At 69.2% G+C, this 23,888-nt stretch carries 17 protein-coding genes; 7 read left to right on the top strand and 10 right to left on the bottom strand.

Features of this window, described 5'->3' with window-relative positions; genetic code table 11:
- The first annotated feature begins 229 nt into the window (after positions 1 to 229).
- From VJT49_RS06660 to VJT49_RS06680, 5 genes are all read left to right on the top strand, one after another.
- Positions 230 to 769, top strand: a complete 540-nt coding sequence (locus VJT49_RS06660) for a YbaB/EbfC family nucleoid-associated protein (protein WP_324163806.1) — start codon at positions 230 to 232, stop codon at positions 767 to 769.
- Complete coding sequence (locus VJT49_RS06665) at positions 769 to 1,092, top strand: ESX-1 secretion-associated protein (protein WP_324163807.1); 324 nt, start codon at positions 769 to 771, stop codon at positions 1,090 to 1,092. The genes VJT49_RS06660 and VJT49_RS06665 overlap by 1 nt, the downstream gene beginning before the upstream one ends.
- Complete coding sequence (locus tag VJT49_RS06670; RefSeq protein ID WP_324163808.1) at positions 1,089 to 5,603, top strand: DUF6531 domain-containing protein; 4,515 nt, start codon at positions 1,089 to 1,091, stop codon at positions 5,601 to 5,603. Before VJT49_RS06665 ends, VJT49_RS06670 begins: the two co-directional genes overlap by 4 nt.
- A gap of 9 nt (positions 5,604 to 5,612) precedes the next feature.
- On the top strand, positions 5,613 to 5,996 hold the full coding sequence (locus tag VJT49_RS06675) for an Imm32 family immunity protein (protein WP_324163809.1): 384 nt from the start codon (positions 5,613 to 5,615) through the stop codon (positions 5,994 to 5,996).
- Between the two features lie 86 nt (positions 5,997 to 6,082).
- Positions 6,083 to 7,444 carry an FAD-binding oxidoreductase gene (locus VJT49_RS06680; protein ID WP_324163810.1) on the top strand — a complete coding sequence of 454 codons (1,362 nt, stop codon included), beginning with the start codon at positions 6,083 to 6,085 and terminating at the stop codon, positions 7,442 to 7,444.
- On the opposite strand, the gene VJT49_RS06685 is transcribed toward VJT49_RS06680, so the two are convergent.
- From VJT49_RS06685 to rdmE, 8 genes are all read right to left on the bottom strand, one after another.
- Positions 7,441 to 8,160, bottom strand: coding sequence for a cellulose binding domain-containing protein (locus VJT49_RS06685; protein ID WP_324163811.1), 720 nt, complete (start codon positions 8,158 to 8,160; stop codon positions 7,441 to 7,443). The genes VJT49_RS06680 and VJT49_RS06685 overlap by 4 nt on opposite strands.
- A gap of 148 nt (positions 8,161 to 8,308) precedes the next feature.
- Positions 8,309 to 12,031, bottom strand: coding sequence for an ABC transporter ATP-binding protein (locus VJT49_RS06690; RefSeq protein ID WP_324163812.1), 3,723 nt, complete (start codon positions 12,029 to 12,031; stop codon positions 8,309 to 8,311).
- Between the two features lie 213 nt (positions 12,032 to 12,244).
- Positions 12,245 to 13,126 (bottom strand): ABC transporter permease, encoded by an 882-nt coding sequence (locus VJT49_RS06695; RefSeq protein ID WP_324163813.1) that lies wholly within the window; start codon positions 13,124 to 13,126, stop codon positions 12,245 to 12,247.
- Positions 13,126 to 14,178 carry an ABC transporter ATP-binding protein gene (locus VJT49_RS06700; RefSeq protein ID WP_324163815.1) on the bottom strand — a complete coding sequence of 351 codons (1,053 nt, stop codon included), beginning with the start codon at positions 14,176 to 14,178 and terminating at the stop codon, positions 13,126 to 13,128. Before VJT49_RS06700 ends, VJT49_RS06695 begins: the two co-directional genes overlap by 1 nt.
- Before the next feature lie 398 nt (positions 14,179 to 14,576).
- The gene (gene ald, locus VJT49_RS06705) at positions 14,577 to 15,737 is read right to left on the bottom strand and encodes an alanine dehydrogenase (RefSeq protein ID WP_324163816.1); all 1,161 of its coding nucleotides are present in this window, start codon (positions 15,735 to 15,737) and stop codon (positions 14,577 to 14,579) included.
- A gap of 437 nt (positions 15,738 to 16,174) precedes the next feature.
- Entirely contained in the window at positions 16,175 to 16,903 is a 729-nt protein-coding gene (locus VJT49_RS06710; RefSeq protein ID WP_324163817.1) for an MOSC domain-containing protein, read from the bottom strand.
- A 14-nt stretch (positions 16,904 to 16,917) separates the two neighbouring features.
- Positions 16,918 to 18,456: a helix-turn-helix domain-containing protein gene (locus tag VJT49_RS06715; RefSeq protein ID WP_324163818.1), complete on the bottom strand. Its 1,539-nt coding sequence runs from the start codon at positions 18,454 to 18,456 to the stop codon at positions 16,918 to 16,920.
- Between the two features lie 23 nt (positions 18,457 to 18,479).
- Positions 18,480 to 20,162, bottom strand: coding sequence for an aklavinone 12-hydroxylase RdmE (gene rdmE / locus VJT49_RS06720; RefSeq protein ID WP_324163819.1), 1,683 nt, complete (start codon positions 20,160 to 20,162; stop codon positions 18,480 to 18,482).
- Between the two features lie 97 nt (positions 20,163 to 20,259).
- Here rdmE and metX point away from each other — a divergent pair, with 97 nt between their 5' ends.
- A complete protein-coding gene (gene metX, locus VJT49_RS06725) occupies positions 20,260 to 21,363 on the top strand; it encodes a homoserine O-acetyltransferase MetX (RefSeq protein WP_324163820.1) in 1,104 nt (367 codons plus the stop codon).
- Positions 21,364 to 21,711: 348 nt separating this feature from the next.
- On the opposite strand, the gene VJT49_RS06730 is transcribed toward metX, so the two are convergent.
- On the bottom strand, positions 21,712 to 22,140 hold the full coding sequence (locus VJT49_RS06730; protein WP_324163854.1) for a hypothetical protein: 429 nt from the start codon (positions 22,138 to 22,140) through the stop codon (positions 21,712 to 21,714).
- A gap of 133 nt (positions 22,141 to 22,273) precedes the next feature.
- Positions 22,274 to 22,861 carry a TetR/AcrR family transcriptional regulator gene (locus VJT49_RS06735; protein WP_324163821.1) on the bottom strand — a complete coding sequence of 196 codons (588 nt, stop codon included), beginning with the start codon at positions 22,859 to 22,861 and terminating at the stop codon, positions 22,274 to 22,276.
- A 141-nt stretch (positions 22,862 to 23,002) separates the two neighbouring features.
- Here VJT49_RS06735 and VJT49_RS06740 point away from each other — a divergent pair, with 141 nt between their 5' ends.
- Positions 23,003 to 23,773: an SGNH/GDSL hydrolase family protein gene (locus tag VJT49_RS06740; protein WP_324163822.1), complete on the top strand. Its 771-nt coding sequence runs from the start codon at positions 23,003 to 23,005 to the stop codon at positions 23,771 to 23,773.
- Positions 23,774 to 23,888: the final 115 nt, after the last annotated feature.

Consider the following 23,888-nt stretch of genomic DNA (forward strand, 5'->3'; position numbering starts at 1 on the left):
TCTCGATCCAACTTGTCCGCTTGGTGCGTCTACCAGGCTAACCCCCTGCCTCCGACGAGTGTGATCGAAGTGGTGCTTGTCCGCCCAAAGCGGCTTTGGGATTTTTCACTGGATCGGTCAAGGATCTGGTAGAACCCTGACCGGGGCAACCGGGAAGGCCAGCCGGGCGTCTGGCGGAACCGGCATGTTCCACGCGTCGTCTCAACCAGGACCGGGGAAGGGGTTCACCGTGGCGGACTTGTCCGACGTCGAGCGCATGATCGGCGACTGGGAGCGCAACGCGGCCCAGAAAGCGCAGCGCTACCAGCAGATGCAGGAGCAGGTGGCGCAGATCTCGATCACTGAGTCGGTGGCGGGGGGTGCGGTGAGTGTGACGGTCGGTAGCAACGGCATTCCGACGGGGATCTCGATGACCGACGCCGTGCGCAAGATGAGCCCCGACCAGATCGCGGCGAACGTGCTCAAGGCGATGCAGAAGGCGCAGTCGAAGTTCCCCGCGCGGCTCCAGGAGATCGTCGCCGAGACGGTGGGCGACGACGAAACGAGCCGGCACATCGTGGACACCGCGGCACGGAGTTTTCCGCCGCCACCGGAAGAGGACGAGCCCGAGCCGCCGGCCGAGGCCGTTCGGGAAATGCGGATCGGGACCGCGGAAGAGGAAGAACCGCCGCGCCCGCCGGAGCCGGTGCGCAGGCCAGCGCCACCGCGCCGCCCCGACCCCAGGGACGACGAGGACTTCGGAGACCGGACCTTCCTGAGGAGGGACTGATGGCCGGCGGCCAGGGTTACGAAGTACTCACCGGCGAACTGGGGACCCACGCGGGCAAGGTGGACACGCTGGCCGACCGGCTGAAGACCGCCGTCGACGCGGCGCGGCAGGTGACCATGGACAACAGCGCGTATGGCGTGATCTGCCAGCCGTTCGCGCTGATGCTGGAACCGTTCGAGCGCCTGGGGGTCCAGGCGTTGCGGCAGGCACAGGACTCGGTCACCGACACCGCGGGCAAGGTGCGGGAAGCGGTCAGAACCTATGAGGGCCAGGACGAGCAGGCCGGGCAGGACTTCAAGACGCTCGGGGAGCCCTTGACGTGAGCAATCCCTTGGTGGCGCCGGCGCAGTCGCAGACGACCGCGGTGACGGGGATCGGGATTGCCGAGTCGGCGGTGGACCTGGCCAACGGGGTCAAGGACGGGTCGTGGGTCGAGTTCGGGATGGGTGCCCTGGGTGTGGGCATGGAAGTCCTGTCGATGGTGATCGATCCGATCGGCACTTTGGCTCAGTACGGCGCTTCCTGGTTGATCGAGCACGTCAAGCCGCTCAAGGACGCGCTGGATTGGCTGGCGGGAAATCCGCCGGTGATCCAGTCGTTCGCCGATACCTGGGGGAATGTGGCCAAAGAGGTCGGCACCATCGCGGGGGATTTGTCGAACGAGGCCAAGAACGGCACGGCGGGCTGGACGGGCGAGGGTGCGGACGCCTACCGGGGGCATGTGGCGGAGCAGGCGGACGCGATCGCGGGCGCGGCAGGGCTGGCGGACGGGATCTCGACCGGTGTGATGATCATGGGTCAGGTCGTGGCGATGGTGCGGGAGACCGTGCGCGACCTGGTCGCCGAACTGGTGGGAAAGCTGGTTTCGTGGGTGCTGGAGGAGGCGTGCACCCTGGGGTTCGCCACTCCGCTGGTCGCGGCGCAGGCCACCACGGCGATCACGAACACGATCAGCAAGGTTTCCGACACGATTCGTAAGCTGGTCAAGACCATCGGGAACGTGTCGCCGAAGATCCGCAAGATCATCGACAAGCTCGGCGAAATCCTGGAGAAGCTGCGCAACCTGGGCCGCAAGATCGGCCGCCGCGCCGACGGCGCCACCACGCCCGCCCATGCGGGGTCGCATGTGGACGGTCCGCACCTGAAGGGGGACGCGCCGACCACGCCGTCGCACGCGCACACACCGGACGGCACGGCACCGTCCGCGGCGCACTCATCGCCCGAGGCCAAAGCTCCTGACGGGACGAGCGGTACCCGGGTACCGGATACCGGGGACGGTGGCATCGACGCGGCGAGCGGCGGGAGCACCGGCCGGACGGGGCGTGGTTCAGGCGGGTCCGACGGGTCACTACGAGGCGACGCGAAGAATCCGCGCGATCGGGCGCAAACCCCCGAGGGCAGGTGCGAAGGGCGCGAGCCGGTGGACCTCGCCTCGGGTGAGATGTACCTGACGCAGGTCGACGTCGAACTGCCCGGTGTGCTGCCCCTGGTGATCGGCCGGGTGCACGTGTCGTCCTACCGTTCGGGGCGCCTGTTCGGCCCCTCGTGGGCGTCCACTTTGGATCAGCGGCTCGAGGTGGACGAGCAGGGTGTCTGCTTCGCGGATCCGGACGGGGTGATTCTGGTGTACCCGCCGCCGCGGCCGGGTACCGAGGTGCTGCCCGAGGAAGGTGCGCGGTGGCCGTTGGCGCTGGCCGAGGACGGCGGCTACACCATCACCCAGCCGCTGCTCGGACGGGTGCTGCATTTCGCGCGCCGGCGTGCGGGGACCGCGCCTATCTCGGCGATCGTGGACCGGCACGGAAATCGTATCGATTTCGACTACGGTAGCGACGGATCTCTCAGCGAAATCCGGCACACCAGCGGTTACCGGATCGATGTGGAGACCGACCGCGGTTTGGTCACCGAGTTGCGGTTGCGAGACCGGGACGGGGCGGCGATCGCGCTCACCCGCTACGGCTACGACACCACTCGCGGGTTCACCGAAGTGATCAACTCTTCGGGGCTGGCGATGCGGTTCGACTACGATCCGGCGGGCCGTATCACGAAATGGACGGACCGCAACGGTGAGTGGTACGGCTACAGCTACGACTCCGCGGGACGGTGCGTCCGCACCGATGGCTCCGGAAACGTTTTCGCCGGCACCATCGAGTACGACTTCGACGAACGGGTGACCCGGGAAACCGACTCCCTGGGCAACGTCACGTTGCATTGTTTCAACGAATCCCGGCAGCTGGTCCGCCGGGTCGACGCGCTCGGTAACGAAACCCGTTTCCGGTGGGATCGTTACGACCGGCTGCTCGCGACGACGGATCCCCTCGGGCGGACCACGACGTTCGAGCGCGACGAGGACGGCCACGTCATCGCCGTGAACCGGCCCGACGGTAGCCGGTTGCTCGCCGACTACAACGCGATTGGACTTCCCGTCCGGCAGATCGACCCGGACGGAGCGGTGTGGGCCAGGGAATATGACGCGCGCGGAAATCTGATCTCCGTCACCGATCCCACCAACGCGGTCACCCGGTACTCCTATTACGAGAACGGCGGGCTCGCGTCCGTCACCGACGCGGTGGGCAACGTTCAACGATTGACCGTCGACGCCACCGGTCTGATCATCTCGGCGACTTCGCCGGGCGACGCGACGACCCGCTATTCCCGCGACCAGTTCGGCCGGATCCACCAGATCATGGATCCGGCCGGTGGGGTGACTGTCCTGACCTGGACCGTCGAAGGAAAACCGCTTTTTCGGAAGCACCCTGACGGGTCTGTCGAACGATGGCGGTACGACGGCGAGGGAAACGAACTCGAACACATCGACGCGACCGGTCGCGTCACTCGCACCGAAACGACACATTTCGACCTGCCGGCGCGGCGGACAACTCCGGACGGCGCCCAGGTGCTGTTCGCCTATGACAGCGAACTCCGCCTGGTCTCCGTGACCGATCCGCGCGGCTTGGTCTGGCGTTACGAGTACGACGCCGTCGGAAACCTCGTGCGCGAGACGGACTACGACGGCCGGGCCGTCACCTACCTCCGAGATGCCGCGGGCCAACTCGCCGAGCGTATCGACGGCAACGGAGAGCGCATCGTCCACGCCCGGGACGCGCTCGGTCAGGTGGTCGAGAGTACCTCCGCCGCGGGTGTGTGCCGCTTCGAATACGACCCGGTCGGCCGGGTCGTAGCCGCGCGGAACGCCACGGCCGAAACGCTTTTCGAGCGGGACCCGCTCGGCAGGGTGGTCGCGGAGACCACGAACGGCAGAACCGTGGTGTCGAGCTACGACGCCGTCGGGAGACGGACAAGCCGTCGCACGCCGACCGGGGCCGAATCGCACTGGGAGTACGACGGGAACCATCGTCCCACCGCGCTGCACAGCGGTGGCCGGGTCATCAGTTTCGGCTACGACGTGACGGGCCGGGAGGTCGAGCGACTGGTCGACACCGGGACGATTCTGGCCCAGAGTTGGGACCAGAACCATCGCCTCGTCTCCCAGACCTTGTCCACCGTCGCACGCGGACCTCAGGCGAGACGCCTTCAACAGCGCCGCTACCGGTACCACCCGGACGGCCACGTGCTTGCCGTCGAGGACGATACGAGCGGTGTCCGGTGGCTCGATCTCGACCCGGTGGGACGGCCCCTCGCCGTGCGCGGGGACCGGCGGACCGAGCGTTACTCCTATGATCTCGCCGGAAACGTCGTCGCGGCCACGGTTCCTGGCGCGGACCCCGATGTGCAGGGCGAGCGCGAGTATGCGGGAACGCTGCTGTCGCGGGCGGGCAGAACCAGTTACCGCTACGACTCACGGGGGCGCGTCGTCGCGCGTCAACGGCGGCGCCTCTCCCGGAAGCCCGACACATGGCAGTTCACGTGGGACGCCGAAGACCGGCTCACCGGGGTCACCACGCCGGACGGGTCGCGGTGGCGGTACTCCTATGACGCGCTTGGCCGCCGCATTTCGAAACAGCGGCTCGGGCCGGCTGGTTCGACAGCCGAACGGACCGATTTCGTCTGGGACGGAACCGTGCTCGCCGAGCAGATTCACGCCACCGGCAGGGCAACGACGTGGGACCACGAACCGGACGGTTTCCGTGCCCTCGTCCAGCGGGAGCGTATTCCGGCCGCGGAAGCACCACAGGAGTGGATCGACCGGCAGTTCTATTCGATCGTCACGGATGTGGTCGGCGCGCCGACCGAACTGGTGACGCCGGATGGGCACCTCGCGTGGCAAGCCGATCGCAGCCTGTGGGGCGAGTCCTCGGACCTTGTCACTCCACTGCGTTTCCCCGGTCAGTATTTCGACCCGGAAACGGGGCTGCACTACAACTATCAGCGCTATTACGATCCCGAAAACGCCCGGTACACCTCGGATGATCCGCTCGGGCTGCTGCCCGCGCCCAACCCGCGGACCTACGTGCCGAATCCGACCCGGTACGTCGATCCGCTGGGACTGACCCCCGCGCCAGGCGGGGCACATGGCCCGGGCACGGGGTCGCACACGAATCCGCCTCCGCCACAGATCAGCGGACCGATCTCGATGGACGAGGCGGTGGACCTGGGATCCCGCCATGTCGGTGGCGCGGGCCGGGTGGTCCGTGGCGGGAGCGGTGGTTACATGTTCATCAGCGATGCCACGGACGCGGCCGGTCAGCGCGTCACCAGCATCGCGCGGTTCGACATCAATTCGAACTCCGGGCACGTGCAGAGCCTGGGCCCACACCTGAACCTGGAAACGCAGGTGAACGGCACCAGGGTCACGTCCGGTCCGTACGCGGACCCGCACATAGGCATTGATCCGTCGACGATACGTCCCGGCGACATACCACCGGTCCCATAGGATGAGAACATGATCGTCGCATTGTCGAAAGAACCACTCGAGACCGCTTTGTCCGGGCACCCCGATGAATATCTCGAGCTTGCTCGGATGCTGGAGGCGGGAACCGGGACTGTGGGCCTGGACACCGGCGCTGATCCGGCGCCGTACGGCTCGGTCCTTGCGGCGATCGTCGTCCGGGAGCGGGACTCTGCCGCGGTGACCATCTCCGTCGACGACGATCGGTTGATCGTCGAAGGGCCCGTGCACCTGCTTTCGGTGCTGGCCGGCAACGTCCGTGGGTCCGCGACTTCGGGCGATCCGGAAGGTCATGCGCACATCGAATACTTCCCCGGGCATTACTACCTCGGAGAGAACTCGGTGCCTCTCGTCATCCACGACGCCATGGAGCGCTGAACGGGATTCGGGGCGGGTGTCTCACCTTGTGGTGATGGGCCGGGACGGGCGGGCGCGCCGGTACCCTGTGCGGCCGGAGGTGGGTGATGGACCTGGTGACGGCGCTGGAGCGGGTCGTTCCCGCGGATCGGGTGCTGGACGATCCCGACGTCGTCGAGAGCTACTTGCAGGATCACGCGGAGTGGGCCGAGTACGGGCAGGCCGTGGCGGTGGTCCGGCCGCGCGCCACCGAGGAGGTTCGGGCGGTCGTCGCGTTCGCCGCCGAACACCGCGTGCCCATCGTGCCGCGAGGTGCGGGCACCGGGCTTTCCGGTGGGGCCAACGCCGTCGACGGATGCATCCTGCTGTCGCTCGAGGCGATGAACGCGGTGCTGGAGATCAACGACGACGAGCGGCTCGCGGTGGTGCGGCCGGGGGTCGTCAACGACGATCTGCGGGCGGCCTGCGCCGCGCGTGGTCTGTGGTACCCGCCGGACCCGGCGAGCGCGCCCTGGTCGACCATCGGCGGGAACGTGGCCACGAACGCGGGCGGTCTCTGCTGCGTCAAGTACGGCGTGACCAGGGACTATGTGCTCGCGCTCGAGGTGGTCACCGGCCGCGGCGACGTGGTCCGGCTCGGGCGGCGGACGGCGAAGGGGGTCGCCGGGTACGACCTGTGCGGGCTCATGGTCGGGTCGGAGGGCACCCTTGGCGTGATCACCGAGATCACCGTGCGGCTGCGGCCGAAACGGGCGCCCGAACGTACCATCGCGGGCTACTTCGACTCGATGGTCGCCGCCGGTGAGGCGGTTCGGGCGGTTTCCGGGTCAGGGGTCGTGCCGTCGGCGTTGGAGCTGGTGGACCGGCATTGCCTGGAGGCCGTGGACGCCTGGAAGAACATGGGTTTGTCCACCGAAGCGAACGTGGTCCTGCTCGCTCGATCTGACACGCCGGGCGAGGACGAGGCGGAGACGATCCTGCGCTGCTTCCGCGAGTCGGGGGCGACCTGGGCCGCGCTGTCGGCCGACGAACAGGAGGCCGAAGCCCTGTTCGACGCCCGCCGCCTGGCCTATCCGGCGCTGGAGCGGCTCGGCCTGGTGCTCACCGAGGACGTGTGCGTGCCCAGGGCGCAGGTGCCGGAAATGCTGGCGCGCATCGAGAAGACGGCCGCCACCCACGACACCTTGATCGCCAACATCGCGCACGCGGGCGACGGCAACCTGCATCCACTGCTGATCACGCCGATCGGTGACGAGGACGCCCGGCGGCGGGCGCAGGCGGCGTTCGAGGACATCATCGCCGACGCACTCGAACTGGGCGGGACGGTCACCGGGGAGCACGGCGTGGGCCTGCTCAAACGCGGCGGGTTGCGGCGTGAAGTGAGCGGGCCGGTGCTCGACCTGCACCGCGCGATCAAGAACGCCCTCGACCCACTGGGCATCCTCAACCCCGGCAAGATTTTCGTCTAGCCGCCCGAGCAGGCGGGGGTCTTTTCCGTGCCGGTGCCGGTGGCCTGGTAGCCGAACTCGATCGACTGGCCAGGAGCGATGGAGCCGTTGTAACTGACGTTGGTGAACCGGACCGTGCCGGTGTTCCCGCTACGGCCGGCGTTCCAGGCGTTGGTGATGCCGGCGCCCCGCGGCAAGGTCATGACGACGGCCCAGCCGTTGACCGGCGAGGAGCCTGCGAAGACCCGTAACGTGGCGACGAAACCACCCGGCCACTGATTGACCGACATCGATGCCGAGCAGCCGCCACGGGGTGCCGGTGGTGGCTGCTCGGCCGTCCCAGGCGCCGGTGCCGTGGGTGGTTGGCTCACCGCCGCCTTGGTGGCGGGACGGCCCGCGGGCAACGGCGGGGGCGCGGCCATCGATGCCGAACTGATCGCGGGAGGGGTGGGCGAGGTCGTGCCGGGCGTTTCCGGCATGACGGGCGAGATCTTCTCCGGCGCGGCGGACGGGGTCGCGGTGACGGCCTGTTCCATCGCCGGGGACGAGGTCGCGGCAGGGCCGACGGCGGCTCGGACGCCGAATGACCCACCACTCGCCTTGGCGAACACGAAGGCGGTGACCACCGCCAGTACGAGTCCCGCCGCGAGAAACCCCAGGAGATTGACGGCGTCTGAAGAGAACACGTTCCTTCTCTGCCCCTGCGACGGCTGCTGGTCCAGACCAACAGTGGGCATACCTGGGGTGTCCTCTCCGTAACAACCGGGAATCGTCCGGAAGCGAAGCATGGGAGCTGCCCGTGCGTCAACCACCCACCGAAATACCATACGGCCGGCGGGGCGGATCGGATCAATCAAAGATGAAAACCGCGAGAAAACGTGGGAATCATTCGCCCGCGCCCGTTTGCCACAGGCGGGCGTAGAGGCCGTCGGCGGCGAGCAGTTCGTCGTGGGTACCCTGCTCGATCACCCGGCCGTGGTCGAGCACCACGATCCGGTCGGCACGGGCCGCGGTCGCCAGCCGGTGGGCCACCACGAATGTGGTGCGCCGGCGGGCCAGGTTCTCGGTGGCCCGCAGCACCACGGATTCGGTCGCCGGGTCCAGTGCCGCGGTCGCCTCGTCGAGCAGCAGCACGTCCGGGTCCACCAGTTCGGCCCTGGCGAGCGCGATGAGCTGGCGCTGTCCCGCCGACAGCGATCGCCCCCGCTCGCCCACCGGCTGCCGGAATCCCGACGGCAGCGCGGCAACCCCGTCAAGCGCTCCCACCGACCGGACGGCCGCTTCCACTTCCGCGTCCCCGGCCGAGGGCCGGCCGTAGCGCACGTTGTCCGCCACCGTGCCGGAGAACAGGTGAGCCTCCTGCGGGACCACGCCCATCCGTTGGCGCAACGCCGCCAGGTCGTAGTTCCGCACGTCGACGCCGTCGATGCCGACCTTCCCGCCGGTCGCGTCGTAGAACCGGGCGACCAGCTTCACGGCCGTGGACTTGCCCGCGCCGGTGGCGCCGACCAGCGCGACGGTTTCGCCGGGCGTCACCTTCAGCGTGATGTCTGCCAGCGCGAGGGAATTGGTTTCGGGATAGGCGAAATCGACCGCGTCGAAGGTCACCTCGCCGTCGAGCCGTTCCGGTACGGCGACCGGATTCGTGGCCGGCGGCACCGAGGTGGGCGTGCGCAGCAGGTCGGCGATCCGGTGCAGGCCGACCTTCGCCTGCTGGTACCCGTCGAACACGCTGGAAAGCTGTTGGATCGGCGAGAAGAAGAGGTTGAGGTACAGCAGGAACGCCAGCAGTACCCCCACCGGGAGGCTGCCCTGCGCCACGCGGTTGGCCCCGGCGAGCAGCACGACCGCCTCGGCGACCCCGGAAAGCATGGTCACGAAGGGGAAATAGGTGGCGACATACAATTGGGCCCGCAGCCGGGACCGGCGGTAGGCGTCGCTGCGGGAGGCGAACACCTCGGCCGAGCGCTCCTCCCGGCCGTAGGCCTGGGCGACCCGCAGCCCGGAAACGTTTTCCTGCATGTCCGCGTTGACCACGCTCACCCGCTCGCGCGCTTCGGTGTACGCGGCGCCGGAGAGCCTGCGGAAGATCACGGTGGCGACGGCGAGCACCGGCAGCACCGAAAGCGCATACAGGGCCAGGGAAACATCGGTGAACAGCAGGGCCGCGGAGATGCCTGCCAGGGTGAGCGCGCTGATCACCGCCTGGGCCAGCCCGGTCTGCAGGAACGTGGACAGCGCGTCCACGTCGGTGGTCATCCTGGTCATGATCCGGCCGGACAGCTCGCGCTCGTAGAAGTCGAGCCCGAGCCGTTGCAGGTGCGCGTAGCTGCGGACGCGCAGTGAGTACAGCACGGTTTCCCCGGCCCGCGCGGTGAGCCGGGTCTGCGCGGCGACCACCAGCCAGTCCGCCGCGATCACCAGGGCGCCGATCCCCGCGGTGAGCCAGATCGCCGAGACGACCCCTGGCCGCACGCCGTGGTCCACCCCCTGCTGGTACAGCGCGGGCACCGCGATCGAGGCCGCCGCGTCCAGTCCGACCAGGACGATCACCGCGGCGAGCAGTCCCCGCACCGGGCGCAGCATCCGGCCCAGCCGGAAACCGGGATCGGGCGCGGAAACGTCTTCGGCCTTGAGTTCTGGCACCTCCGTAGCCGGTGGCAGGCGACGTACGCCCTCCAGGAGTTCCTCCGTGGGCGGAACGTCGAGGGCTCCGCGCATGCCACCCATCCCACCGGCCGGAGCGGCGGAGCCGGTGCGTTGCAGGGCCGCGTCGGCCAGCTCCGCCGCGGTGTCCTGCTGTTGGGGTTCCGGCCACAGTTCCGTCGTGACGCCGCTTTCGGGCGGTTTCGCGCAGTCGAGATGCGGGTGCACGTTCTCGACCCCCTCGCCGGGGCCGGAGACGAGCTTACGGAACAGTTCGCAGCGCTCCTCGAGCTCGGCCTCAGTGCCCACGTCGACCACCTTGCCGGCGTCGAGCACCGCGATCCGGTGCGCCAGCGCCAGGCTCGACCGCCGGTGTGCGATGAGCAAGGTCGTGCGTTTCGCCGTCACCGAGCGCAGTGTTTCGTGGATCGCGGCCTCGGTCACCGTGTCCACGGCGGAGGTGGCGTCGTCGAGGATCAGCACCAGGGGATCGGTGAGGAGGGCACGTGCCAGGCCAAGACGTTGCCGTTGGCCGCCGGACAGGGTCAGCCCGCGCTCGCCGACCAGCGTGTCGTATCCCTGCGGAAGCTGGGTGATGAACTCGTGCGCCTCGGCCGCCTTCGCCGCGGCGACGACCTCCTCGTCGCTCGCGTCCGGTCTGCCGTAGGCGATGTTGTCCCGGACCGAGGTGGAGAACAGGAAGGCTTCCTCGAACACCACGCCGATCGCCTTGCGCAGGTCGGCCGTCCGCACGTCGCGGACATCCCGCCCACCCAGCCGGACGGACCCCGAGTGCACGTCGTAGAACCTGGGCAGGAGCAGGGAGATCGTGGACTTGCCGGATCCCGCCGTGCCCACCAGCGCGAGCGTCTCACCGGGCCGGACCTCCAGGGTCAACCCGTCCAGCACCGGGTCCGACCGCGTGTAGCCGAAACGCACGTCGTCGAGGCGGATCGCCAGCGGGCCTGCCGGCAAAGGCCCGGCGTCCGGTGCGTCCTTGACCTCCGGCTGGGCGTCGATCAGCTCGTACACGCGGTCCGCGCCGGCGCGGGTCAGCTGCGCCTGCACCACCATCGCGGACAACATCCGCGCCGGTCCGATCAGGCCGGAGACGTAGCTGGCGAAGGCGAGGAAGGTGCCGATGCTCACCTCGCCGTGCAGCGCCAGAACGCCGCCGAGGGCGAGCACCGCGACCTGCCCGAAGGCGGGCAGCGCGGAGGTGGTGGCCGCGGGCACGGCCGAAAGGCGTGCGGCACGCAACCGGTCGGCGAACAGCTTCCGCGCCGTCTTCTCCAACCGTGCCACTTCGCGCGCTTCCTGCCCGAAGCCCTTCACCACACGGACTCCGGTCACCGTCTCCTCGACATGCTGGGCCACGTCGGCGGCCCGCTGCTGGGCGACCCAGGTGGCCGGGAACAGCCGCTTGCGCGCCGCCACGGCGACGACCGCCACGGCCGGCAGGACGATCAACGCGATCAACGTCAGCAGCGGCGACATCCAGAGCATGGCGCCCAGGGAGAACAGCGCGAAGAACACCGAACCCGCCGAGATCGGCACGATCATCAGCAGCGACACGACCAGTTGGAGGTCGGTGATGGCGCGCGAGACCACCTGGCCGGTGCGCAGCGAGTCCTGCTTGCCACCGTCCAGCCGCGACACCGCGCCGAACACCGCGCGCCGCAGGTCGTGCTGCACGTCCAGGGCGAGCCGCCCGCCGTAGTAGCGCCGCAGGAACGCGGTGCCGAACATCAGCGCCTGCACGCCGATCAACCCGGCCACCAGCCAGCCGAGCCCCGCCGTGCGCCCGCCGACGGCGTCATCCACCGCGACCCTCACCAGCAGCGGGCTCACGGCCTGCAGGCCGACGCTGAACACCGCCGCGGTGAAGGTCAGCACGACGACCGACGGGTGCCGCCACGAGGCGGCGGCCAGTCGGGAGATCCACCCCTTGGACACGCTCACCATGCCAGGTTAAGCGTGCCCACTGACGGTTTTCTTTCCGTGACGCGCCCACAGCGGCGGGTGGACAGGCCGTTTTCTTTCCCCGACACGCCCACAGGGGGAGGTAGCGAGGTCGTGGCAGGCGTCCGGGCCACCGGGAGAGCATGTCGGCGGCCTGCCTCCCCGCCCGACAGCTTCGCGGGCGTTCCAGCCGTTTCGTTCCGTGCCGACCCGTCAGGTGATGTCGCGGTTCTGGTTGCTCGCCCACCCGGCGACGAAGAAGATCAGCGTCCAGGCCAGGAACACCAGCGCCGACACCCACCACGAGATGACGCCCGGCGCGCCCGCGGCCAGTTGGAGCCCGAACTTGTCGCCCACGTCGAGCGAGGCGGGGACGTTCAGGGAGTTGACGCCCATCGCGCTCGCCGCGACCCCACCGACGATCCCGTTCGCGGTCCCGTTGGGGAGGATCGCGCCCAGCACGTCGGTCTTCCCCGCCAGGAGGAACACCAGCACGTTCTCCACGATCAGGAAGTAGCCGACGAGCAGGAGCACCGCCAGCACGATCTTGTTCAGCACCGCGCCGAAGCCGATCCCGAACAGTGTCACCAGGACGTAGCCGAGCACCGTCGCGCCGAGCGCGGCGAGCCACTCGCCCGTGCTCGGCAGCCGTTCCGAGCTGACTGTGATCAACGTCGCGACCGCCGCCACGCCGAAGCTGAGCAGGCCGTACAGCGCGCCCCAGACGACGTAGGTGATCATCTTCGCGCTCAGCGCGGACACCCGGTTCGGCGCGGTCAGGAACGTCGTGGTGATGGTCTTGCTGTTGTACTCGCCGGCCAGCGCGAACACCCCGAAGATGGCCGGGATCAGCTGCGCGATGTTCACGCCGTGCGCGATGGCCATCAGCCCCACCGGAAGCTGGTCCGCGGACAGCCCGACCTGCGCCGCGATGATCGCCGCCGTGCCCTCGCCGATGAAGTCGGCGAAGTCGTTGAGCGCGCTGCCCCAGCCGTAGGACATCCAGAACCCGACCACCACCAGCGGGATGATCAGGACCCACCAGGCGTTCAGGCTGAGCGTCTTGCGGAACTCGGCCTTGATCAACCGGCCCATCAGCGCTGCCCTCCCCAACCGCCGTACGGACCCTGCTGCTGTTGCTGGTACTGCTGGGGTTGCGGGCCCGTCGGAGGGTAGCCGGGTGGTGGCGGCGCACCCCAGCCGCCCTGCTGCTGGCCGTAGCCCTGCGGCGGTGCCGCGGCGTACTGCGGACTCGTCAACTGGAAGAACAGCCGCTCGAGGTCGGCGCGGTCCTCCTCCATGCCGTACAGCGCGACGCTCGCCTTCGCGGCCACGTCACCCACCTGCTGGCGCGTCGCGCCGAGGACCGAGATCCGACCGTCCTGCGTCGGCTCCACCTGGTTCAGCCCGGCCTCCTGGAGCGCCCTGACCAGCGCGTTCGGATCGGCCGCCTGCACCAGTACCCGGGATTGCTGACTGCCACGCAACTGGTCCAGAGAGCCGTAGTAGCGGGTCATGCCGTGACTGATGATCACGACCTGATCGATGGTCTGCTCCACCTCGGACAGCAGGTGGCTCGACACCAGCACCGTGCGACCCTCCCGGGCATAGGCGCGGAGGAAGTTCCGCAGCCACACGATGCCCTCCGGGTCCAGACCGTTGGCCGGCTCGTCCAGCACCAGCACCTGCGGATTCCCCAGCAACGCGGTCGCCAGGGCCAGCCGCTGCCGCATACCCAGCGAGAACCCGCCCGCCTTACGGTTGGCCGCCGCCGACAACCCGACCAGGCCGAGCACCTCGTCCACCCGGTGATCCGGCGTCCCGATCGCCGCCGCGTACACCAGAAGGTGGTTCCGCGCCGTCCGCTTCGGATGGAATCCCTCGTTCTCCAGCACGGCGCCGACCACCTGGGCCGGGTTGCCGAGCTGGTGGTAGGGGCGCCCGTTGACCAGTGCCGACCCCGCCGTAGGCGTGACCAGGCCCAGGAGCATCCGCAGTGTCGTCGTCTTGCCCGCGCCGTTCGGTCCCAGGAACCCGGTCACCGAGCCGGGCTCCACCGCGAAACTCAGGTTCTGCACCGCGGCGACGGGCCCGAATTGCTTGGAAAGGCCCTGTACCAGGATGCGACCGCTGCCGTCGTGTTGCATGGCGGACATCCTGCCCCATTCGGGTGTCATCGGTGGGCAAAAAGGGGAAAAGTCTCACCGTCCGTCACCAAGTCACGGGATATTTGCACGCGACGTGAAGAAGATTTTCCAATGACTTGGGACCCCAATGCAGCGAAGTTGGCGATTACCCCCTAAACTTGTCAGTGGCGGCCCGCTCCCAGTGACCCCCAGGCTGGTTGAGCGGGCCGCCCCTGTTCGCAGCCTTCCCCCCGGCGCTCAACTTCGCGTTTTTTTCTGGGGCCCAACCCTCAAACCCCGGCCAGGGGGCAAGCCCCCTGGAAACCCCCGCGGCTTTGGCCGGCGGTCCTTTTGGCGGGCGCGTGTGCCCGTCGCTTCGCTCGGACGGTTGGGAATTCCGCGTTCGGCGTGCCCGAGTTTCACACTCTCGGTTTGCCGGTCCCGCGTTCGCGGTGCGCGAGTGCTGGGTCAGAGGTGGGTGGGGGTGGGGTGTGGGGGAGGTTGTGGGCGGTTGCGACGGCGGCGTTGGTGAGGGTGCCGGCGTGCGTGTTCAGGCCCTGGGCCAGGGCAGGGTCGTTCCCGAGTGCGTGTTGCCAGCCGTGATCGGCCAGCTGGAGGGCGTAGGGGAGGGTGACGTTCGTCAGGCCGTAAGTGGAGGTTCGCGGGACCGCGCCCGGCATGTTGGCCACGCAGTAGAAGACGGAGTCGTGCACGACGTAGGTCGGGTCGTCGTGAGTGGTCGGGCGCGAGTCGGCGAAGCAGCCGCCCTGGTCGATCGCGATGTCGACCAGCACACTGCCCGGCTTCATGCGCGCGACCAGCTCGTTCGACACCAGCTTCGGGGCACGGGCGCCCGGCACCAGGACCGCGCCGATGACCAGGTCCGCGTTCGCGACAGCCTCCTCGACGGCCAGCGCGTTCGACGTGACGGTCCGGATCCGGCCGTGGAAGTCCAGGTCGATCTGGCGCAGCCGGTCGACGTTGGTGTCCAGCACCTCGACGTCCGAACCGAGACCGAGCGCGATACGGGCGGCGTTCAGCCCCGCGACGCCCCCGCCGATGACAACGACCCTCGCCGGGTGCACGCCGGGGATACCGCCGGGCAACACCCCGCGGCCGCCGCTCGGCTTCAGCAACGCGTGCGCGCCCACCTGCGGAGCCAGGCGCCCCGCCACCTCGGACATCGGCGCCAGCAGCGGTAGCGACCCGTCCGGCTTCTGCACGGTCTCGTAGGCGATCGCGGTGGTGCCCGCGTCCAGCAGCGCCCCGGTCAGCGCCCGGTCCGCGGCCAGGTGGAGATAAGTGAACAGCACCTGGTCTTCGCGCAGCCGCGGGTACTCCTCCTCGGTCGGCTCCTTGACCTTGAGGACCAGCTCCCCTTCCGCCCAGGTGTCCTCGGCGGTGGCCAGGATCTTCGCGCCCGCGGCGGTGTACTCGTCGTCCGCGATCGCCGACCCGAGCCCGGCGCCGGTTTCGACGAACACCTCGTGACCGCGCGCGGCCAGTTCGTGCACGCCGGCCGGGGTCAGCGCGACCCGGTACTCGTGCCTCTTGACCTCACGGGGAACGGCGATCCGCACGGCTTCCTCCTGCTCTCAGCTGGGGCGTAATACTGCCCACGGTGAGCCACCCGGATGGCGGTGTCATCGTTCGGCAGAGACAATTCTGTCCGGTTCCGCTCGTTCGCGCACGACAAGTCGTTGACCTTCAGCTGTCCGGTGGCATCTCCTGGCTCCGGACTGGTCCGGGTGCCCGAGGAGGCGGCCGCGCGTCGGGGCGATCATCCACAAAGGACAGCCAGGAGCCCGGACGACATCCGCGGGCGCCTCCGATGCCGTGCGGCTGCTGCCGGATAAAACGGGTCGCCGATCTCGGCATCGCTCGCGGCGACACGGGTAGCGAAGTGAGCGTGACCAACAACGCGGGCACGGTAGTGGACTCGCGCGTCGCGAATGCTGGACTCGCGCGTCGGGAAAGCTGGACTCGCGTGTCGCGAAAGCCGGACTCGCGTGGGTGGCTAGAGGGGTGGGCGGGCGGAGGCGGGGGCGCCGGTGCGGACGATTCCGGCGTGGGTGACGCGCATGATCAGGCCGAACTTGTTCTCGTGCTGCTCGATGAGCCAGCGTTGCAGCTTCGGCCAGCGCTCGCGCCCGGCCGGTTCCCAGCTCGGGACGGTGCAGCGGACGCACGGGCCCGCTCTGTCCCCGACGACCTCGAGCATGACGTCGCCGATCGTGATCGTGGTGCCGGCGCCCCAGTCCTGTTCGGCGAACGGGGGCGCGTCGACGGCGAGGTGCACGTTGGGGCGGAAGCGGTCGAGCTCGACGGGCGCGGCCAGCTCCTCCTCGAGCGCGGCGAGGGAGGCCTCGAAGGTCACCAGCACGGTCGGCCCGCGGTCCTGCATGCCGTCGGCCGACTGCGGTTCGAGCGCGATGCCCAGGGATTTCGTCAGCGCGGCCGCCAGTCCCGGGTCGGTCCACGACCAGCTTTCACCGTCCGGCGCGCGCAGCACCGGCGGCCCGGAAGGGTCGATGACGCTCGGACCGTAGCCGCTCGACCAGGTGAGCAACTGGGGGACCTGGCGGACGGTCAGCGCTTGTCCCGCCCGGTTGGGCCGGAGATCGATCAAGGCGTGCACGCGGTCGCCGACCAGGCCCCGGCCGTCGAGACGGGCCGCCGCGATTCGCTCGCCGCCCAGGGACTTGACCGGCCAGCGGTGCAACCCGGCCACGGTTCCTTCGAACATGTTCACCTCCCGGCCTACGCCCAGCGCAGGGACACGAGCTGGACAAGCAATGCTAACCGGACGTCGGGGTCGTCCAGGTCGAGCGGGACCAACTCGAGCAGCCGGCGCATCCGGTAGCGGAAGGTGTTGGGGTGGATCCGCAAGGCGGCGGCCGCCGCGCGTGGATCGCCCGGGAAGCGCAGCCACTCGTACAACGTTTCGACGTAGGAAGTGCGGTTGGCTCGGTCGTGTGCGCGGAGTGTCTCCAGCGGGCCGAGTTCGATGACTCGGCTGGCGGCGGACGCGGTCGCTACGCGATGCAGGGCGAGCGCGGTCCACACGTCGTCGAAGCTGCCCACCCGCCCGTCGAGCAGGCCGGCCCGCAACAGGCCGAGCGTCTCCTCGGCCTGTTTCCTCGACTCGGCCAGCGCACCGATTTCGACCGGTGCGCCAGCGGCCACGCGATGCGCCCCGTTCTGCTGCGTGAGCGCGGCCCGTAGTTCGCCCCACGAGCCGGGACCCTCGCCGTCGGGGACGACCGCGTAGAGCTGGCCGCCGAGTTCGGTGGCGACCGGCCGCCTGCCGATGCCCTGCGAGATCCGTTCCAGCAGGGCGAGCCGCAGCCCTTCGGCGTCCGAAGTGTCCTCGCCGGGTGTGTCCACGATGACGACCCGGTGCGCCTGTTCGGCGAGTTCCAGCTCGGCGATCGCCTTGCGTGGCCCGACTTTGCCTTCGAGCACCGCGCGCAGGAGTTCGGCGGACGCACGGCGTTGCGCGTCGGCGTGCGCCCGCCGCCGGAGAAGGTGCAGCGCGACCACCGGCGCGGTGTCGGCGAACGCGGCGGCCCGCTCGTCGGACACCGGGCCGGTCACCACCGCCCACATCGAGCCGAGCAGCTCACCGCCCATCCGGATGGGCACGATCAACCGGGGCAGCGTGCCGTCCCGCTGAGCCGGTACGAAGATCGTCTGCCGGCCGCGGGACAACTCGCGGAAGACCCCGCGCGAACGGAAGCGGGCGAGCACGTCGTCCGGGATGCGGCGGCCCATGATCGTGGACACCCTGGCGGGGTCGGTCAGGTCCTGACGTGCCGAGTAGGCCAGCACGCGGGAGTTGTTGTCCTCGATGGTGACCGGCGCGTCCACCACGGAGGCCACCACGTCGGCGAGCCGGAACAGGTCGCCCGGGCTTGTCTCGTCGGTGCTGTCGTCGCCGGACATCGCGTCCAGGACGGTGCGCAGCAACCACACGAGCTGGGCCCAGGCGGCCGCCCCGCGAACGGAGACCAGTCCGATCCCGGCCGCCTGCGCCGCTCTCCGCAGTGCGGGTTTCCCCGCGACCGGCGGCTTGACCAGCACCGCCGCCGCTTCCCGCGCGGCGCTGTGCCGGACCAGTGCGACGGCGTCGTCGAGGCTGGTGACCGTCACGCCGAGCACCAGATCACCGGCCGAGACCTGGGCCGCGCCGGGTTCGGCGATCACCACGTCGGCGACCGTGGGGCACGGCTCCGGCAGGAACACGGCGTGCAGCAGCGTCGGGCCGACTCGGTCGACGACGCTGCGCACGGACACCATTTCCGCAGCATAAGCGGGCGGGCTCAGCGGGCAAGTACCTGCGTGAGGACCTTCCGAAGGGTTCCGGAGGGGGTCTGGAGGCCTGCCCCCAGGTGGGGCTCTGGGGGTTGCACTCCCAGAGCGTGCGGGGCTTCGACTCCGCGCACCGTGCGCCAGGCGACGACGCCATCGGGACGGACCAGGGTGGCACCGCCGGTCCGAAGTCCGTAGCGGGCCAGGAAAACCCCCTGCGGGTCGGCGAAATCCACACCCAGCTCGCGGCACGTGGCGTCGATGCCGGTCTCCGCCGTCACCTTCTCGGCCGCCTGCCGCCAGCCCTCACCGGTGGCGATGAGCACCCAGCCGCGCCCGAGAATGTCCACTGTGGACATCGATGTGCCGTCGACGGTGATCGGCACGTGGGGGGCGCGGAAACCGGCGCGGCCGGTCGGTGCGTTCGGATTCTCCACCGGGCGCGGATCGTCGTCGTCGGGGAGGACGGCCGCCGACCGGCACCGGTAGCCGAGCGCCAGTTCGAGCTGGTCCACCGGCTCTGGCACGCCGGCCAGGTCCAGGTCCGGCTTCAGGCGATGCTTCGCGTTGTGCAGGGAGGTCGCGACCACCATTTCCGCGAACGGTTTCCGCTCCGCCTGGTACGAATCGAGCAGTCCCGGTCCCGCCTCGCCGCGCAGGACCGCCGCGAGTTTCCAGGCGATGTCGTGGCCGTCGCCGACCGCGGTGTTCCCACCCATGCCACCGGTCGGCGGGGTCACCTTGGCCGCGTCGCCGACCAGGAACACCCGTCCCGAGCGGAAGGTGGTGGCGATCCGTGCGGCGGTTTCCCAGGTACCGGACCACCGGATGTCCGGCTTCAGTCCAGGCAGACCGGTGGCGAGCCGGATCAGTCCGGTCAGCCGTTCCGGCGTGAAGTCCTCGGCCTTTTCGCCGCTTTCCGGGTGAAAGTCGGTGCTGAACACGAACCGGTTCGGAATGTCGGTGTTGACCAGCGCGCCGGTGAATTCGGCGTGCTGCAGGTAGAACAGGTCGGTGACGTCGGGTTGGACGCGGTCTCCGAGGTCGGCGTCGAACACGACCCCGATGGAGTGCCCGATCGAGCCGACGCCCTCGGTCGCGATGCCCAGCCGTTCCCGGATCCGGCCGCGCCCGCCGTCCGCGCCGATGAGGTACTTCGCTCGCACCTTGCCCGTGCCTTGTGGGGACGCGGCTTCCGCGCCCCCGCTGGGCGCATGCCCCCGGACTCCGTTACCCAGGACCGCGGTAATCCCGTCTTCGTCCTGCTCGAAGGAGACGAGTTCGGTGGAAAACCGCACCTCCGCGCCGAATTCCCGGGCGCGGGCGAGCAGGATCGGCTCGACCACGTCCTGCCCGGCCATTCCCCACGGCACGCCGACGGCGGCGCTCAAATCGATTTCCGAGACGTCCTCGACGATTCGGTGGAGGACCTGACCGTTCAGGCTCGACGCGACCGTGATCCGCAGTCCTTCCGACGCCCTTTTGCTGACGCCCCTTACCTCGCCGTCGATGCCCGCGAACCGGTACAGCTCCATGGTCCGCGGGGTCTGCCCGGCCGCCCTCGGATGGATCGAGGTTCCCGGATGCCGCTCCACGGTCAGCACCCGCACTCCGTGCTGGGCCAGGAACATGCTCGCCGACAACCCGCCCAGTCCGGCGCCGACCACCAGTACGTCCGCGCTCTCTTCAGTCATCTAAGTATCTTAGATACTAAGAGACTTGGTTGGCAAGATGGTTCAGTCCTTGAGATCGAGTGGGGTGGTCGTTGACCGCGTCGGTAGCTTCGAGACCATGGACAACCCGCCCGTCACCGGAGCCTGGCGGCCGGGGGATCCGCCGGGACGCCGTCAGTGGGTGACCCACGGGCGGCTGCCCCTGGAGTCCGGGGGCGAACTGCCCGCGGTGCGGCTGGCCTACGAAACCTGGGGAATCCTGAATTCCGACGCCACCAACGCGGTGCTGGTCGAGCACGCGCTGACGGGCGACAGCCACGCGGCCGGGGATGCCGGTCCGGGCCATCCGACGCCGGGCTGGTGGGACGGCCTGATCGGGCCGGGCAAGGCGCTGGACACCGACGAGCTGTTCGTGGTGGTACCGAACGTGCTCGGCGGCTGTCAGGGTACGACCGGCCCGTCCTCGCCCGATCCGGACGGAAACCCTTGGGGGAGCCGGTTTCCGCCCGTCACGGTCCGGGATCAGGTGGCCGCGGAGGTCGTGCTGGCAAACGCGCTCGGCGTCTCGCGGTGGGCGGCGGTGCTGGGCGGCTCGATGGGTGGGATGCGAGCGCTGGAATGGGCGGTCGCTCAGCCGGACCGGGTGGCGTCACTGCTCGTGCTGGCCGCGCCGGCGGTGGCGTCGGCGGAGCAGATCGCGTGGGCCGCCCCGCAACTGCACGCGATCAGGGCGGACCCGGGCTGGCGCGGCGGTGACTACTACGGCGCGGCTCCGGGCACCGGACCGAACCGCGGTCTCGGGGTCGCCCGCCGGATCGCGCACGTGACCTACCGGAGCGAGCCCGAACTGGCCCAGCGGTTCGGGCGCCGCATCCAGGACGACGGACGGTTCGCGGTTGAGTCCTATTTGGACCATCATGCGGCGAAGCTGGCGCGGCGGTTCGACGCGAACAGCTACCTGGTGCTGACCGAGTCCATGAACACCCACGACGTCGGGCGCGACCGCGGCGGGATCGGGGCGGCGCTGTCCCGGGTGCGGGCCCGGACGCTGGTCGCGGGCGTGGACAGCGACCGGCTCTACCCGCTCTACCAGTCGCGCGAACTCGCCGACGGCATCCCGGGGGCCGGTGCGGCGGCGGTCATCTCCTCGCCGTACGGCCACGACTCGTTCCTGATCGAAACGCCCCAGATCGCCGCCCTGGTCAAGGCTTTGCTCGGCTGACATTTCCCGGAAATGGTGCTTGACAAAATTCCTTCGTTACGCCTTTTTGGATTTCGTGCCTTTTCTCCGGATAACCGACCGGTATCATGCACGTCTTCAGGAAAGTCACCATTGTCGACGCAATACGACGCCGCCTCTTCACGGCCCGGCGGCCTCGTGCTGCTCGGTGGACCTCCGGCATCCGGCAAGTCCACCGTCGCCGGAATCGTCGCCTCGGCGGCCAGGCGACCCACCGTCCATCTGCACACCGACAGTTTCTACGTATGGATTCGTGCCGCCTTGTCTTCCGGAAGCCCGCCACCAGAACGAGTCGTCCTCAGCATAATGATCTTCACCCTCGCGCCCTAGTCACGTCAGGGCGTCGGAAATCCACGGGGTGACGGGCAGGGCGCGGGCCTGGCATTCCGTGGACAGCCGGATGGTCCAACGCAACGCCTGGAGCACCAGGCTGTTCACCTCGTCGGGGGCCGCGCTGGCCAGCGCGATCTCGACCTGTTCCGCGGCCGCCTCGGTGTTGCCGTGCACCTCGGCGAGCAGGGTGCGCACGGCGGTTCTGACCGGCGGGTCGGCCTCGTCGATCGGGACCTCCTCGCCGGTCTCGTCGAACACCTGCACCTTGATGGGTGCGCTGCCGCCGTCGCCGAGCACGGACACCATCGCGCTGCACTCCCCGAACAGCAGCAGCATCAGTTCGCGCATCTCCTCGGTCCGGCCCGGCCCCTCGCCGGCCGGGGGCACGACCTGGTCGAGCGCCTCGTCGTCGCGGCCGAGTTGCATGGCGACGAGGGCGCGCTGCGCCTTGGCCACTAGGTTCCGCCGCTCGGTCACCCGTCCAATCAAGCACAGGAACCCCTGGCGGAGCTAGGTCGTGTCCCACAAGTGCCCGCGATCGGATTCGACGCGCCCAAACCTAGCTCAAAGATCGCAGCGCGCCGAGGGCGAGCTGCCGGAGCAGACCAGCCAGTTCGGTGTCATCCAAATGGCGGTTGTACGGAGTGGAATTGATCAATCCGAACACGGCGTGTGCCGCCGACCGGGCCTGCTGCTCGCCCACGCCCGGCACGGCGTCGCGGATCGCCCGCACCCACACCTCGACGTAGCGGCGTTGCAGCGCGCGAACCTGCTTGCGATCGGTGTCGGCGAGGTTGGTGAGGTTGCGTTCCTGGACGGTGATCAGTGACGGGTGCGTCAGCGCGAAGCCCACGTGGAACTCGACCAGCGCGGCCAGCGCGCGGTCCGGGTCCCCGGCGGCCTGGACGCGGGCGGTGCCGCCGCCGAGCAGGAAGTGGCTGATCGAGTTCAGCATCTCCCCGAGCATGGCGTCCTTGCTGCGGAAATGCCGGTAGAGCGCGGGGCCGGAGATGCCGACGGCCGCCCCGATGTCGTCGATCCCGACGCCGTGGAACCCGTGCCGGGCGAACAACTCGGCGGCAGCGGTCAGGATCTGCTCGCGGCGGCCGGACCTGGTGCCGTTCACCAACGGGGCAGGGGTGGACACGTCCTCATGCTATCTGGTTGGGGTTAGCGACCGCTAACGTTGGCCGTTTCGTTGTCGGAAGTCCCACTAAACGCGGTGCCTGGTGAGGAATCTGCCTGGTATTGATCATTTGAGTTCGTTACTCACGAAAGGGGCCCGGCAGTGTTGAGGACGCTTGTCGTCAGTGTCGCCGCTTCGTTGGCAACACTGGGGCTTACCGGGGTCGCCGAGGCGGCCACCCACTATGTCGCGCTCGGCGACTCCTACTCCTCCGGGGTGGGTGCCGGGCGCTACCTGAATTCCGGCAGTTGCGAGAGAAGCAGGAACGCCTACCCCTACCAGTACGCGAGCTCGTCCGGGGCCTCGCTGAGCTTCCAGGCGTGTTCCGGAGCGAAGACCTCGGACGTCATCAACAACCAGGCAGGCGCCCTCAGTTCGTCGACCAACCTGGTCTCGATCACCGTGGGTGGCAACGATGCCGGATTTTCCTCGGTGATGGAGACCTGCGTGCTCGGCAGCGACTCCGACTGCAAGAGCGTGGTGGACAAGGCGAAGAGCTACGTCCGGACTACTCTGCCGGGCCTGCTGGGCAAGGTGTACTCGACCATCCGGAGCAGGGCGCCCAAGGCACACGTCGTGGTGCTCGGCTACCCACACTTCTACAAGATCGGTGGCTCGTGCGTCCTGGGGCTGTCCGACACCGCGCGCGGCTACATCAACGGCGGTGCCGACGCGCTCGACGCGGTGATCGCGAAAGCGGCGGCCAACGCCGGGTTCACCTTCGCCGACGTCCGCCCGGCCTTCACCGGCCACGAAATCTGCTCCGGTGACGCCTGGCTCCACAGCGTCACGTGGCCGATCGACGAGTCCTATCACCCGACGGCCAGCGGCCAGAAGGGCGGCTACCTGCCCACCTTCGAGTCGGGCAGCTGAGCCCGATCCGATCGCACGGCGTCGTTGATCGGCTGCTCACGCCACCGGCACCGAGTCTCCGCCGCGCGACGCTGGACTTGCGGGTTAGTCGTCGTTAACATGTGGGTGCACGTTA

This window comes from Amycolatopsis sp., from assembly GCF_035276945.1.
Taxonomy (GTDB): domain Bacteria; phylum Actinomycetota; class Actinomycetes; order Mycobacteriales; family Pseudonocardiaceae; genus Amycolatopsis_E.

Coding starts and splice junctions, on each gene's coding strand:
- VJT49_RS06695 (WP_324163813.1), bottom strand. CDS start 13,126: ATGGGCCGGTTGATCAAGGCCGAGTTCCGCAAGACGCTCAGCCTGAAC.
- VJT49_RS06680 (WP_324163810.1), top strand. CDS start 6,083: ATGGACCTGGTGACGGCGCTGGAGCGGGTCGTTCCCGCGGATCGGGTG.
- metX (WP_324163820.1), top strand. CDS start 20,260: ATGGACAACCCGCCCGTCACCGGAGCCTGGCGGCCGGGGGATCCGCCG.
- VJT49_RS06675 (WP_324163809.1), top strand. CDS start 5,613: ATGATCGTCGCATTGTCGAAAGAACCACTCGAGACCGCTTTGTCCGGG.
- VJT49_RS06700 (WP_324163815.1), bottom strand. CDS start 14,178: ATGCAACACGACGGCAGCGGTCGCATCCTGGTACAGGGCCTTTCCAAG.
- VJT49_RS06730 (WP_324163854.1), bottom strand. CDS start 22,140: ATGCAACTCGGCCGCGACGACGAGGCGCTCGACCAGGTCGTGCCCCCG.
- VJT49_RS06715 (WP_324163818.1), bottom strand. CDS start 18,456: ATGGTGTCCGTGCGCAGCGTCGTCGACCGAGTCGGCCCGACGCTGCTG.
- rdmE (WP_324163819.1), bottom strand. CDS start 20,162: ATGACTGAAGAGAGCGCGGACGTACTGGTGGTCGGCGCCGGACTGGGC.
- VJT49_RS06685 (WP_324163811.1), bottom strand. CDS start 8,160: ATGCCCACTGTTGGTCTGGACCAGCAGCCGTCGCAGGGGCAGAGAAGG.
- VJT49_RS06665 (WP_324163807.1), top strand. CDS start 769: ATGGCCGGCGGCCAGGGTTACGAAGTACTCACCGGCGAACTGGGGACC.
- VJT49_RS06710 (WP_324163817.1), bottom strand. CDS start 16,903: ATGTTCGAAGGAACCGTGGCCGGGTTGCACCGCTGGCCGGTCAAGTCC.